The sequence below is a fragment of the Cytobacillus sp. BC1816 genome, from assembly GCF_051353635.1.
GTDB lineage: Bacteria > Bacillota > Bacilli > Bacillales > Cytobacillaceae > Cytobacillus > Cytobacillus oceanisediminis_C.
Map to the genome: position 1 here is coordinate 2,322,181 of NZ_CP195611.1, position 13,282 is coordinate 2,335,462.

Annotated in this window: 13 protein-coding genes; 4 read left to right on the top strand and 9 right to left on the bottom strand. The window is 39.7% G+C overall.

The genetic code is table 11. The features are described from left to right. Positions 1-65 precede the first annotated feature (65 nt). Positions 66-359, bottom strand: coding sequence for a HesB/YadR/YfhF family protein (locus ACR42H_RS11935; protein WP_436376358.1), 294 nt, complete (start codon positions 357-359; stop codon positions 66-68). Positions 360-457: 98 nt separating this feature from the next. Here ACR42H_RS11935 and ACR42H_RS11940 point away from each other — a divergent pair, with 98 nt between their 5' ends. Further along, the gene (locus tag ACR42H_RS11940) at positions 458-718 is read left to right on the top strand and encodes a hypothetical protein (protein ID WP_113880802.1); all 261 of its coding nucleotides are present in this window, start codon (positions 458-460) and stop codon (positions 716-718) included. Positions 719-805: 87 nt separating this feature from the next. Here the strand turns inward: ACR42H_RS11940 and ACR42H_RS11945 are convergent, their stop codons facing one another. The 4 genes from ACR42H_RS11945 to plsY all read right to left on the bottom strand — a co-directional run bounded on the left by ACR42H_RS11945 (position 806) and on the right by plsY (position 4,934). Next, positions 806-1,618 (bottom strand): CPBP family intramembrane glutamic endopeptidase, encoded by an 813-nt coding sequence (locus ACR42H_RS11945; protein WP_436376360.1) that lies wholly within the window; start codon positions 1,616-1,618, stop codon positions 806-808. A 67-nt stretch (positions 1,619-1,685) separates the two neighbouring features. Next, positions 1,686-2,846: a CapA family protein gene (locus tag ACR42H_RS11950; protein WP_436376362.1), complete on the bottom strand. Its 1,161-nt coding sequence runs from the start codon at positions 2,844-2,846 to the stop codon at positions 1,686-1,688. Positions 2,847-2,991: 145 nt separating this feature from the next. Continuing rightward, a complete protein-coding gene (locus tag ACR42H_RS11955; RefSeq protein WP_436376364.1) occupies positions 2,992-4,074 on the bottom strand; it encodes a sensor histidine kinase in 1,083 nt (360 codons plus the stop codon). Positions 4,075-4,349: 275 nt separating this feature from the next. After that, positions 4,350-4,934, bottom strand: a complete 585-nt coding sequence (gene plsY / locus ACR42H_RS11960) for a glycerol-3-phosphate 1-O-acyltransferase PlsY (protein ID WP_436376366.1) — start codon at positions 4,932-4,934, stop codon at positions 4,350-4,352. A gap of 196 nt (positions 4,935-5,130) precedes the next feature. Here plsY and ACR42H_RS11965 point away from each other — a divergent pair, with 196 nt between their 5' ends. From ACR42H_RS11965 to ACR42H_RS11975, 3 genes are all read left to right on the top strand, one after another. Continuing rightward, entirely contained in the window at positions 5,131-5,454 is a 324-nt protein-coding gene (locus ACR42H_RS11965) for a DUF3243 domain-containing protein (RefSeq protein WP_436376367.1), read from the top strand. A gap of 130 nt (positions 5,455-5,584) precedes the next feature. Continuing rightward, a complete protein-coding gene (locus ACR42H_RS11970) occupies positions 5,585-7,027 on the top strand; it encodes a phospholipase D family protein (RefSeq protein WP_436376369.1) in 1,443 nt (480 codons plus the stop codon). Positions 7,028-7,156: 129 nt separating this feature from the next. Beyond that, positions 7,157-8,878, top strand: a complete 1,722-nt coding sequence (locus ACR42H_RS11975) for a glycosyl hydrolase family 18 protein (protein ID WP_436376371.1) — start codon at positions 7,157-7,159, stop codon at positions 8,876-8,878. A 35-nt stretch (positions 8,879-8,913) separates the two neighbouring features. Here the strand turns inward: ACR42H_RS11975 and ade are convergent, their stop codons facing one another. The 4 genes from ade to ACR42H_RS11995 all read right to left on the bottom strand — a co-directional run bounded on the left by ade (position 8,914) and on the right by ACR42H_RS11995 (position 13,274). After that, positions 8,914-10,650, bottom strand: coding sequence for an adenine deaminase (ade, locus tag ACR42H_RS11980; RefSeq protein WP_436376373.1), 1,737 nt, complete (start codon positions 10,648-10,650; stop codon positions 8,914-8,916). A gap of 39 nt (positions 10,651-10,689) precedes the next feature. Beyond that, a complete protein-coding gene (locus tag ACR42H_RS11985) occupies positions 10,690-12,057 on the bottom strand; it encodes an NCS2 family permease (protein ID WP_436376374.1) in 1,368 nt (455 codons plus the stop codon). Positions 12,058-12,147: 90 nt separating this feature from the next. Next, the gene (locus ACR42H_RS11990) at positions 12,148-12,462 is read right to left on the bottom strand and encodes an XdhC family protein (protein WP_113880812.1); all 315 of its coding nucleotides are present in this window, start codon (positions 12,460-12,462) and stop codon (positions 12,148-12,150) included. After that, positions 12,441-13,274, bottom strand: a complete 834-nt coding sequence (locus tag ACR42H_RS11995; protein ID WP_436376376.1) for an XdhC family protein — start codon at positions 13,272-13,274, stop codon at positions 12,441-12,443. Before ACR42H_RS11995 ends, ACR42H_RS11990 begins: the two co-directional genes overlap by 22 nt. Positions 13,275-13,282 lie beyond the last annotated feature (8 nt).

A 13,282-nucleotide genomic window follows, 5' to 3' on the forward strand; every position in this document is an offset into this window, starting at 1 on the left:
GTTATCTAACTTCAGAATTTATTCTTATCTTTTGAAAAAAAAGAAGCAGGCCGGATCTGCTTCTTTTACCCATTGTTATATTTGAATTCAGGTTCCTGTGCTTTCTCATTAAATGTCACGAATAAATCATGATTATCAAAGTACCATATGTCCTTTTCTTCAATAAAGTAAGTAATTCCGTTTTTTTCAATCTGGACTCCTGCATTATGTGGGTGTTCATTAGAGACTCCTAATGAGAATCCTTGCTGGACAGTACTGCAGCCGCCATATCTTGCAAAAAAGCGGACGAAGTCACCCTTATTCAAGAGCATTTCTTCCTGATACCATTGGGCAGCCTGATCTTCAATATGTATGTTCATATGAAATTCCTCCTCCTGGGTGATAGTCATATTATAGGCCAGTTTTACTTTATGCGCGAATAAAATGTTTTCGTAAAATGAATTGATGGGGTGATAAGGTGAATTCATTTCGTTTTTTTAATATCTTAGGTGCCGTTCTGTTTACAGGCATAGCCCTCCAGGTGTTCATTCAAGCCGATGGTGCTAAAAAATTAACTGAATCAGGGCTTTTTTTAACTGTATCAGCTTTTTTGTATTTTGCCCTTACATTTATCTTTCATAAAAGCAAAAATCTTTTCGTCCCCCTGGTGGCCGTTTTGGTTTTGCTTTCTGTTGGCATGATTTTTCTTCAGGAGCTGGTATTTGGAGGAGGACATTAATAATTTGGCAAAGTATGATGTTTATCCATCTATGCATATTAAATCCAACACATAAAAAAGGACTTGCTGCTGTCAGCAGTCCTTCTTTTAACCTGAAAAAGGGATGAATCCGCTTAGAATCATAAAAAGATTCATGGCAATATGCCATATGACAGCTGGAAAAATGCTTCGGGATTTAACTGTAATGGCAGCATAAAAAACTCCTCCAAATGCAAACAGCAGACATGAGATAAAAGAGTAGCCCAGCATTATATGCGAAAAACCAAACGCCAGCCCAGAAAAAAGTACAGCTGCCTTTTCTCCGGAAAGCTCCAACATTCTAGATAAAATGATTCCCCTCCACAGAAGCTCTTCCATCATTCCATTAATGATGGAGAAGCCAATCAGGAATATGAGAAAGTCCCTGGTTAAGGAGTTTTCCGCTGAAAAAATTGAATAGGCAAATGAAGCAAAATTAATCATGATAGCAATCAGAAGAAAGTATTTTATTTTTAATGAATGAAAGCCGCTCCATATGAATGGAAAAAATATATGGGAATTCCAATCCGGCTTCCGCCAAAAAGGGATGGCAGTTTTATTATATTTTTTTGAGATATAAACAAGAAGAATGATAGGGATCAACAGTAGAATCCGATTGAAAATCATTAATATGGAGTGTTGAAACGGCAGTGCATCAAGCAATTTATCGCCATAAAGAAATAGTAGACTCCCTGTTAAATACCCTGCAATGATCCAGGAAAAAACACGCTCCCGCTTTGAAATGAATAGTAAAAAAATGATAAGCCCAAAAGAAAGCATGAAAGCGAAAGCAAAAAGTTTGTATTGAAATAGCAATATTGCTGCTATGAAAATACATAATTGCAAATAAGGAAAAGACTTAGTAACATAAGCGGTTTTCATGATTAAACCTCCTCTATCTACAAAATATTTTACCATTTTTACACAAAAAAAAGCGCCAAAAAGCGCTTTATTGAACATGATCGAGCATATGTGTCATAATTTCGTTGTATTTGGACTCTGCATTGGGAAGGCCATAGCCGCCAGCATCCTTCAACGGTACTACCCGATATTTTTTTTGCTGTATAGTACTTACGTATGTCGGGATGAACCCCGGATTGGAAAGTTCAATATCGACCCCGTTTTGATCAATATATTTCGTAATCTCCACAGTTGCAATACCGCCTATGTCTTTGTAATCATTAATCTGGCCGGATAAAAAATTGCCTAGAGAGTATACAACAAGAGATTTCCGTCCGTCTTTCCTGTCAATCCATTCCATTGGCTGCAGTACATGTGGATGGTGTCCGAAAATAATGTCTACACCATCATTTGCGAGGACCTCTGCCAGTTCCTTTTGTTCCTTTGTGGGCTGAAGCTCGTATTCATTTCCCCAATGCATGCTCATAACAACTACGTCAGCTGCATCTTTTGCCCGGTTAATTTCCTCTTTCATTGCTGCTCTATCAATGAGGTTTACGAGATAATCTTTTCCTGCCGGAACGGGAATTCCGTTTGTACCATATGTGTAAGAAAGATAAGCAACTTTAATTCCGTTTTTGTTTATTACTTTCAAGGTTTGCTGTTCACTGGGTGTTCTGTTCGTTCCCACATGTGGCAGCCCTATCTGATCCAAATAATCCAAGGATGTTTTCAATCCTTTTTCTCCCTTATCGAGTGAATGGTTATTGGCAGTTGAAACAATGTCAACACCAGCCTCAATGAGGGCGTCTCCAACCTCCTGAGGACTATTGAACATGGGGTAACTGGAAATTCCTATTTCCGGACCTCCCAATATAGTCTCTTGGTTGGCAAGCAGGATGTCGGGCGTTTTTAATAGCGTTTTTGCATGTTCAAACATTGGCTTGAAATCATAGCCTGTTTTTGTTTTTGCAACATTATATACCCGGTCATGAATAAGTATGTCGCCAATTGCTCCCAATGTAGCCTTCTCTGTAAGCATTTTATTAACCGCTGTGGTTTCTCTGTTTACCATATGCAATTGAGCAGGTTTTGCTTCAGCTGCCTCCGCTTTATTCTCGGTGTGCAATTGATAGATGAATAAGGCCGAACTAATAAATAACATTGTACAGATGGCTGTGGATAGAAAGAAGGCTTTACTGAATTTCATAAAAATTAACCCCTTAATATAGAGTATCAAGATATATTAATAGTCTAATTTTAATATGAAATTTTGCAATTTTCATCATTTTTTTGCTATTTTTTATTTTAAATGTCATAATTCGATTTGCGTTGATATTTGTTTACAAATATATTTAATAACTATTATTGATAATCATCGGGAGTTCAATTTCAAAGACAGTGCCCTGTGACATTTTCGAATGGACATTAATCTTGCCATCATGCCCTTCAATTATTTTTTGGCATATGGATAGACCTATGCCGGTTCCTTTTTCTTTTGTTGTATAAAATGGTACAAACAATTCGCTTATTGTTCTTTCTGTCATTCCCGATCCATTATCATGGATGGTGATGTATACTTTTTGGTTAAGGGCTTTTGCTTTAAGTTCTATTTTTCCTTCTGAAGCAGGAATACTTTCACAGGCTTCCATTGCATTTCTAATAATATTGATCAGGACCTGCTTTATCTGCTTCACATCACCATAGAAAATGGGATTATTAGGGCAGAGGCATACAGAAAGGCTAATATTTCTTATGTGCGCCTCGCTTTCGAAAAATATTTCCATTTCCTTAATTAATCGGTTGACTTCTATTTCATTTCTTATGTTTTGAGGAGGTTTTGATGCATTTAAGAATTCATATATGATATCATTTGCCCGATTAAGTTCTTCAATTGCAATCTCAGCGTACTGTTCTTTTCCAATTTCCAACAAATAAGGCTTCAAAAGCTGTAAAAATCCTTTTACAGTTGTTAGCGGATTCCGGATCTCATGTGCAATACCTGCCAGCTGTCCAGCATCAGCTGAATAATCAGATATCAAAACAGATTCTTTAATCTCTTTCACGGTATTTAAGTGTTTCTTTTTTTCTTTTAATTGGTGATTAACGCGGTGCAGCTTCTTTTGCATGTGCTCTGCCATCTTTCTTAGTTTTTCCTCTTCTGAAGAGAGGGGAAAACAAAAAAGATGATAGTGAGCAGCTTCATCTTTTTCCAGATAAATTCTATATGAAAGTATGCTATTACCTATTATAAGTTTAAAAATGCCAGACTCGTTTTTCTTTAATAGATTGTTGAATCTGCTGATATCTTCTGATGCCAGTAATTCAGTAAACACACCTTCAGCACTTATTAATGATGAAGTGAGTATTCGTAAGTTATGATCAATGAAAAAGTATGGGAAGGAAACGTTTTCCAGCAGCGCCTGAGTTTTATCCATTTAATTATTCATCCTAACTTTAACGTTTTTGGCTGAAATTTCAGCCTAAACTAATGTATGGCGAAAGATATCAATTTATGTTTCTTTATGTATAAAAATTGACCTTATAAACCTTTATGGTCTTAGTCTCTAGGCCTTTGTAATTAGTATAATCTTACTTTAATACTTTATTCAAATAAACTAGACTGAAATATCAGAAAATAATTCAAACATAGAAAATAAGATAAAAAAAATACAGCAGATCTAGTCTGCTGCATGGTTTTGCTGGCTGGTTTTCAGCCAAGCCATTTTATTTTGGGCTCGGTTTTATCCCTGATTCGTTTAATATTTTCCCTATGTCTGTAAGTAACAAAGATGCCAAGTATAGATACTACTATAATTAGTGGAATGTCCCATATAATTAGTGCGTAAATGATGGATGCCAGTGCTGCCAGAATAGAGGACAAGGACACGTATTTTGTTATGTAAAGGCTTAGAAAGAAAACACCCAATATGATAAGAAACATTAAGGGTACATAGGCTAACAGCACTCCCCCTGATGTAGCGACTGCTTTTCCACCGCGAAAGCCGGCAAACAGCGGATACATGTGCCCAATAACTGCAAAGACGCCTGCAGCAAGATGATGCATGTCCGATCCAAAGAAAAAGGGCAGCGATGCAGCAAGGGTGCCTTTTAAGATATCAGCTATGGTCACAATCATGCCGGCCTTAACTCCAAGGGTCCGGAAAGTATTGGTACCGCCTAAATTTCCGCTGCCGTGCTCACGGATATCCACTCCATAAAAAAGTTTTCCTACAATTAAACCAGAAGGAATGGAGCCAAGTAAGTAAGCTAAAATAATGATAATTCCATAAATCATAAAAACTCTCCTTCATACTTTCTATGTTAGTATATTGTACCATGTGAGCAAACCTGCATACCATGTGCAAATAAAAAGTTGTCCAATTTATTTCAGCGAGGCTTTTCAAACTCTCCGGCTTGTGTTTGATATGATTAACAGCGGGTATTAGTAGATTGTCACAGTAATCAAATCCATTTAAAGGAGAGATTCAAGCATGGAACAGAATATGAATAACGTAAATGGACAAGCAGGCAATGTAGAGGAAAAGCTAAGTAATATGGAAAGCGAAAAGAAAGATGAAATTCTTTCAAGCTTTGACGGGTTTAAAGAATATTTAAGCGGAAAGGTCTCCCTGGGCCAGAAAATGGGCATGGATGAGGAACAGCTCGCGAACACAGCTCAAAAGGTAGGCGATTATCTGGCTTCCAAAGAAGATCCAAGAAACCGGGAAGAAAAGCTTCTGCAGGAACTGTGGAAGGTAGGAACTGAAGAAGAAAAGCATAAACTATCTCATATGCTGGTAAAGCTTGTAGGTTAAAATATATATCTTTAAAGGCGAAGGCACAGGCCTTCGTCTTTTAATTGTGTGAAGGCGAATAGATGAGTTTACTATAGTCAAAAATGGTCTATATATAGTTATCGCAGTCTAAAGGGTAGGGGGAGTCCTGGTGAAAAAGGTTCTGGGAAAGTTAAATAGAAAAACGGTATGGATACCTATTTTGAGCCTTGTGCTGGTATTGGCAGCAACCATCATCTATCAGTCCAATAAACCATTGCCAAAAGGCCTTTCTTTTGAAGGGGAAGTTTACACTGTAGAAGATATTAAGTTTTTATACGATTTAAATTTTGAAAAAGATAACGGCAGAAGAGAAAGCGATCAGCAGATCTTTAAGCGGATATTAGAAGCCATTGGTGAGGCGGAGGATTTTATAGTGATGGATATGTTCTTATTCAATGGTTTTAATGATGGGGATAAAGATTATCCGGATATTAGCGGTAGAATAACTGATAAGCTCATTGAACAAAAACAAAGCCACCCCAGTATGGATATTACAGTGATTACAGATCGGATTAACAGCACATATGGATCACATAATGTACCCGAATTCAAGAAGCTGAAGGAGAATGGAATAAATGTAGTTTATACTTCATTAGTTCCTTTGAGAGATTCTAATCCAATTTATTCGGCATTTTGGCGTGTATTTATACAGTGGCTTGGACAGGGAGGTAAAGGCTGGCTTCCCAATCCGCTCGCAGAAAATGCTCCTGATGTGACATTTCGGTCATATCTCGATCTCATGAATATTAAAGCAAATCACCGGAAGGTTTTTGTAACTGAGAAAACAGGGATTGTATCATCCGGAAATCCCCACAATGCCAGCGGATATCATTCAAATATCGCGTTTGAAGTAAAAGGGCCAATCCTGGCTGATCTCGTAAAAACCGAGCAGGCGGTGGTCGATTATTCAGCAACAGGCAAATTGACAGATTTTAATCCTAAAGACAGCAAAAAAACCGGGACTGTTAAGGCCCAGGTGCTGACTGAAGGGAAAATCTATAAACACATTATTAAAGAAATCAATAAAGTCGACAGAGATGAAACCATCTGGCTTGGCATGTTCTATCTTGCTGACCGGAAAGTGGTTGATTCTCTAAAGAATGCAGCTGATCGGGGAGTTAAAGTAAAAATGATCCTGGATCCAAATCAGAACGCTTTCGGCTCTGAGAAAATTGGGCTTCCCAATATACCTGTCGCTGCTGAATTAGAGAAATTAGGCCATGAAAACATAAAAATCAGATGGTACAATACGGGCTTTGAGCAATACCATTCGAAAATCATGTATGTAACCGGCAAAGAAAATAGTACAATTATAGCTGGTTCAGCAAATTTTACAAAAAGAAATCTGGATGATTTAAACCTGGAGACAAATTTAAAAATCAGCGCTTCTGACCAATCCCAGGTTATGAAGGATGTCGACAGCTATTTTAATATGCTTTGGAATAATAACGGTGCAATTTATACGAAGAACTATCCTTCCAATGAAAAAATGCCGTTGGTAAAATATTTTACTTACAGACTGCAGAATCTTACTCACTTTACAACATACTGATAAAAACTTGAAACCTTTCCTATATTCATTCCGTTTATATAGGAGGGGTGGAAATAAGTTGAAGACATTCTAAATTTTCTTCCCAATTTCTGTTTATTCCGATACGATGGATGTAAGGGAGGAAAAGGAATGTATAAAATTGAAACAAGTCCACAAAAGCCTTTCGCTAAAAAACTTATTTTTGCGGGGCTTTTGTTTGCTTTTACACTGATAACTTCAACCGTACTCATGATTTTATATCCTTTTGCTTCAAAGGAAAAGGTATCTTACTTTAAAGGAAATCATCCGATATTGTTTATGGGCAAACAAGCCGGTAATGCTTATATAGAAGGTGAATCGATCTACCTGCCATTATCGTTTTTGCAGGAATTTGTCGATGAAGGCATAATTTTTGATGAAGACTCACAATCCATCATAATCGCCACAAAAAATAAAGTAGTGCAGATGCCGTCTGAATCTTTGAGCTATTATGTGAATGATAAGCCTAGGAAACTGGATTTTACAGCTGCTAAACAGATAGGAAATGACAAATATTTGGCAATCGAGCCCCTTTTGGCTTTCTATCCAATTACTTATTCAATTCTCTCTGATACAGGGGCAATATGGGTTCACAAAAATGGGGAGTCAATGGTTTCCGGCAAGGTGAAGGAAAATGATATTCATGAAGAATTGCTTCGGCTGCGGACGGAAGACAGTCTGGAATCTCCGTACACGGCTTCAGTATCTCCAAAGGAAAATGTTTTAATAGAACAAGAAAAAGGAGACTACTATTTTATTAGAAAAGAAGACGGTACAGCTGGTTATTTGAAGAAAAAATACATAAAAAAGGGTGAGAGCAAACAGATGGCTATTTCCCTTGAAGAATCTGTGTATACAGTGCCAGAACTTGAAGGCCCTATACAGCTGACCTGGGAAGCTGTTTATACAAAAAACCCTAATACTGCAAAAATCCCGAAGATGCCGGGCATCAATGTCATTTCCCCAACATGGTTTGAGCTTGCGGACGGAAAAGGTTCCATCAAAAACCTGGGTTCGAAAGATTATTCAATGTGGGCACGAAAACAGGGATACCAAATATGGGGCTTGTTTTCAAATGCATTTGACCCTGATTTAACACATGAAGCATTTGGTTCTTTTGAAACAAGGCAGAATATGATTCGGCAGCTTCTGCATTTCAGTCAAATGTATGAATTGAATGGGGTGAATCTAGACATTGAAAATGTTAACTCGGAGGATGGGCCATTAATTACACAGTTTGTGAGGGAAGCAACTCCGTACTTTCATGAAGCAGGTTTAGTCGTGTCTCTGGATATCACATTCATTTCATCGAGCGGTAATTGGTCGGCTTTTTATGAAAGGGATAAACTTGCCGGAATAGCAGATTATTTAGTTGTCATGGCTTATGATGAGCATTGGGGAAGCTCACAGGTTGCAGGAAGCGTAGCGAGCCTGCCGTGGGTTGAAGAAAACCTGAAACATCTGCTGGAGATTGTCCCTAATGAAAAATTAATATTGGGAGTGCCGCTATATACGAGACTATGGGAACAAAAATCAAACGGGGATGTTTCTTCTAAAGCACTTTCTATGAGTAAAGTAAAAGAGTGGCTCAGTCAAAACAACGTTACCCCAGTATATGATTCGGAAAGCGGGCAAAATTATGCTGAGCATTTTTCAGAAAAAGATAAAATCACATATAAAGTGTGGCTTGAAGATGAAATATCATTAACCAAACGGGCTGAATTGGCAAAGAAATATAATTTGGCCGGTGTGGCAAGCTGGAGCAGGTACTTTGCAGATGAAACAGCTTGGGCAGCATTAACATTAAATAATAAGGAAGTCACTAAGAAATGAAATAAGGCCGGAGAAACCCCGGCCCTTCCGCTTTTCTATACTTCTGCTTTAATGTGGCTAAAGGAGCTGACGGAAAATAATCCTTTATCAGTTAACTTGAGCTCAGGTATTACTGGAAGCGCTAAAAATGAAAGCGTCAAAAACGGGTTGAATTCCATGCTGCATCCGACTGTTCTAAGAGCATGATTCAACTCAGACAAACGTCCGAAAATAAATGAAGAATCCCGGCCACTCATGAGCCCGGCAATAGGCAGGGGCAGTTCAGCAAGGATTTTTCCATCCTGGACAACAGCCAGGCCGCCTTTCATTGCTGCCGTATGCTTAATGGCCGCCAGTAAATCTTCATCAGAGGTGCCAGCTGCCACAATATTATGGGAATCATGGGCGACCGTTGAGGCAATCCCTCCCCTTGTAATTCCTAGTCCCTTAATTATGCCAAGCCCGATGCTTCCGGTAAGATGATGCCGCTCCACCACAGCCAATTTTAAATAATCTTTATCAGAATTAGACTGGAAATAGCCATTAAGCGAATCGGCCTTTTCCACCAGATGTCTGGTCACAATGCTGTTCGGTATAATGCCAATAATATTGGCATTCCCAGTTCCAATATTTATGCTTAAATCCTCACCGTTTAGGCTGCCGATTTTGACACTGTCCAAAATGGCAGGTGGAGGTTCGGCGCTGTCCGTAACTGGATCATTAATGACCCCATTTTCTGCAGCAAGTATTCCGCTCTTCATTACTTTCTCAATCTTTACATCCCTAAGATCACTAAGAAAAATCAGGTCGGCTTCATAACCTGGGGCAATAGCCCCTTTATTTTTCAGGCCGAAGCATTCTGATGCATTCAGCGTGGCGATTTGAACGGCAAGGATAGGATCCATCCCTTCCTTAATGGCCATTCTGACATTATGGTCAATGCTGCCTTCATTGATTAGGTCATCCAGATGCTTATCATCCGTCACGAATAAACAGCGCCGTGCGTTTTTTTCGCTGACAGATTTGAGAAGTGCTAATAAGTCCCTGGCCGCCGATCCTTCCCTCAGCATAACATACATCCCTTTGCGCATTCGGTCCAGCGCTTCTTCAGGGTTTATGCATTCATGGTCTGTTCTAATGCCGGCAGACATGTATATATTAATTTCATCTGCATTAAGCCCTGCTGCATGCCCATCGATGCATTTTCCTTTGCTATGAGCGTCTTCCAGTTTTTTTAGCATTTCTGGTTCATTGTTCATAACAGCAGGGTAATCCATTACTTCACCAAGACCGAGCACTCTCGGGTGACCGTAATATTTTTCAAGATCCTTGTAACTGAGGGAAGCGCCGGCATTTTCAAATGGAGTTGCAGGCACACAGGATGGAAGCATGAAAAATACATCGAGCGGGATCTTTTCTGAAGATTCCAGCATGAAATCAATGCCTTTTGTTCCGCTGACATTGGCTATTTCGTGAGGGTCTGCAATAACAGTCGTTACTCCATGCGGGAGGACAACATTGCTGAATTCAGGGGGGGTAACCATCGCTGACTCAATATGGACATGCCCATCAATGAACCCGGGGGCTATATAGCTGCCCCCAGCATCAATAATTTCCTTCCCTTCATAGCTTCCTAAGCCAGCTATGAATCCATCGGCAATTGCTATGTCTTCCTCGATGATTTCACGTGTAAATACATTTATTACCTTCCCGTTTTTTATAACCAGATCGGCAGGAGTCCTTTTGGCTGCCACGTCAATTCTTTTTCGTAAATTTTCTATGGTTAGCTTCATGTAAACTCCTCGCTTTTTTTGAAAATGACAAACATCCGATTAGTGTCCGCCCATAATGAAATTAATGATAAAGGCTGCACTGACAAAATACATGATCCAGTGAATCTGATGATGCTTGCCTGTAAGAAGCTTAAGCAGTGTGTAAGAGATAAAGCCGAATGCCAGCCCCTGGGCGATGCTGAAAGTTAAAGGCATCAGAACAATTGTTAAAAAAACAGGTATGACATCAGTGAAGTCATCGAAGCTTATATGTTTTATTTCACTAAGCATTAAGGCACCAACAAGGATAAGAATAGGTGCTGTGGCTACAGACGGTATGAAATAAATGAGCGGAGCAAAAATGAGTGACAGAAAAAATAGAACAGCTACAGTTAAAGCAGTTAAGCCAGTGCGTCCGCCTTCCGAGATCCCGGTTGCGTTTTCCACATAAGCGTTTAAGGCGGTGCTTCCAAATGCTGCACTTGCCATCGTGCCAACTGCATCTGCCTGAAGTGCACGATCCAGATTTTCAATTTTTCCATTATCATCAGTGAGGCCAGCTTTTTTTGATAATCCGATGAGGGTAGCTAAGTTGTCAAATAATTCTACAATAGTAAAGGAGAAAATGACTGAGATGATGCCATATTTTACTGCGCCCATAATATCCATAGCTAAAAACGTATCAGACATGCTTGGAAGACTGAGGGATACAATATCAGTTACAGCCTTTGGATAGGCAATAAAGCCAACAATCATGGCCAGCGCACTTGTACCCAAAATACTAATCAGCAAGGCGCCTTTTATTTTTTTCGCCATGAGGAGGGCGGCAATAATTAATCCAAAAAGTGCAAGAAGCGGACCTTGGCTTGTTATGCTTCCTAAGCCGACAAATGTGGATTCATTTGCAACCACAAGCTCTGCATTTTTTAAGCCAATAAAAGCAATAAATAAACCAATCCCAACACCTATAGCTGACTTTAAAACATCCGGAACACCATCAACGATCTTTTGGCGGACTCCTGTAACTGTCAAAATTAAAAATACAATTCCCGATATAAATACAGCTCCAAGGGCTGTTTGCCAGGAAAGACCCTGACCAAGGACCACTGTATAGGCAAAAAAGGCATTCAGCCCCATGCCAGGGGCAACCGCTACAGGGAAATTTGCCCACAGCGCCATTAGAAGAGTACAGAAGACACTTGCGTAAATGGTTGCAGCCAGTGCGGCTTCTTTTGGTATTCCTGCGTCAGCTAAGATAATCGGGTTGACAAAGATTATATAACTCATTGTCATAAACGAAGTAACGCCCGCAAGAAGTTCTGTTTTTACGTTGGTGTTTCGTGCGGATAGCTTAAAGAGCCGTTCTAAGAGGTTCGCATCAGAGGCAGGCGGGAGGCCCGACCCAAGATCCTTTTCGATTATCGACATGAAAAGTCACTCCTTCTTCATGGTAAATGTCCATTCTGCAATACAAACTGACTTGACCATGGAATAGGCGGGAGTTATACATTATTTTGGCTAAATAGGTTCAATAAAGACATCCATAATTCCGCCGCAGATTCCTCCATCTTCAAAAAATAGCCCTTTCGTTAAATCAACACGCTTTTGACTTGGAGTATTGGATTGGATGACTTCTAAGGCCTTCTCAATCACTTCTGCTTCACCGCAGCCCCCGCCGATAGTACCTTCAATTCTTCCGCAGGGAAACACAATCATCCGGCTTCCAGTTTTTCTCGGAGTGGACCCTTTAGTGCGAATAATTGTGGCGATCGCTGCTTTCTCACCTCCTTTCCTGACTTCCATGGCTCGCTTTATGAGCTGCATTTGGTCCATTTGCCGGCCCCCTCATGGAAACCCATCTTTGCATACTTTTTAATCTGTGTATTTAAAGAGTTTCCAGATTTTTGATTTTTTACTTTCAGAATTTCTGCCATGATACTGACTGCTATCTCTGCAGGTGTTTCTGCTCCGATATCGAGTCCCACAGGGGTATATAGATTGTCAAAGCTTTCATCCGGAAAATCCTGCTGAAGTTCTTTAAAAACACCTGAAATGCGCCTTCTGCTGCCTATCATGCCTATATATCCTGCATGGCTGTTCCTTTTTAAAAGTTCATTCAAACTGAGTACGTCATATTTATGTCCTCTTGTAAGAAGGAGAATATAGGTTTTTTCCGAAATATCCACATTTCTGAAATAATGCAGGTAGGATTGGCAAACCACTTCACTGGCAAATGGAAAACGTTCCCTGTTTGCGAACTCTTCCCGATCGTCTATTACTGTGACGAAAAATCCCAGCATACGCCCCATTTCTGCCACTGGTTCACACACATGGCCCGCCCCGGCCACTATCAAATGGAGCGGAGCCGGGAAGTATTCTGCAAAACATTCAATTTTGCTGTCCTTCCACACAAATTTCACTGCGCCGGACCGTCTTTTGGCGACTAGTTTACTGCATTGTGCTATTAATAGATCCTTCACATCCTGTGGCAGCAGTGAGTCATCAGTACAGAAGCCTCCATCTGGCCATAATAACGCTTTGGCTCCGAGGATCTTGTTATCAGGATAGTCTGTAATGGTAAGAAGAAAAGTGTCTTTTCTGTTGTTGATGGACTTTTCTAATTGGGCAAATAAATTGCGGCTCATCAATTGCA

Bases quoted from the DNA above. Each gene is read 5' to 3' on its own strand.
- ACR42H_RS11935 (WP_436376358.1), bottom strand. From the start codon at position 359: ATGAACATACATATTGAAGATCAGGCTGCCCAATGGTATCAGGAAGAA.
- ACR42H_RS11945 (WP_436376360.1), bottom strand. From the start codon at position 1,618: ATGAAAACCGCTTATGTTACTAAGTCTTTTCCTTATTTGCAATTATGT.
- ACR42H_RS11950 (WP_436376362.1), bottom strand. From the start codon at position 2,846: ATGAAATTCAGTAAAGCCTTCTTTCTATCCACAGCCATCTGTACAATG.
- ACR42H_RS11955 (WP_436376364.1), bottom strand. From the start codon at position 4,074: ATGGATAAAACTCAGGCGCTGCTGGAAAACGTTTCCTTCCCATACTTT.
- plsY (WP_436376366.1), bottom strand. From the start codon at position 4,934: ATGATTTATGGAATTATCATTATTTTAGCTTACTTACTTGGCTCCATT.
- ACR42H_RS11965 (WP_436376367.1), top strand. From the start codon at position 5,131: ATGGAACAGAATATGAATAACGTAAATGGACAAGCAGGCAATGTAGAG.
- ACR42H_RS11975 (WP_436376371.1), top strand. From the start codon at position 7,157: ATGTATAAAATTGAAACAAGTCCACAAAAGCCTTTCGCTAAAAAACTT.
- ade (WP_436376373.1), bottom strand. From the start codon at position 10,650: ATGAAGCTAACCATAGAAAATTTACGAAAAAGAATTGACGTGGCAGCC.
- ACR42H_RS11985 (WP_436376374.1), bottom strand. From the start codon at position 12,057: ATGTCGATAATCGAAAAGGATCTTGGGTCGGGCCTCCCGCCTGCCTCT.
- ACR42H_RS11990 (WP_113880812.1), bottom strand. From the start codon at position 12,462: ATGGACCAAATGCAGCTCATAAAGCGAGCCATGGAAGTCAGGAAAGGA.
- ACR42H_RS11995 (WP_436376376.1), bottom strand. From the start codon at position 13,274: ATGAGCCGCAATTTATTTGCCCAATTAGAAAAGTCCATCAACAACAGA.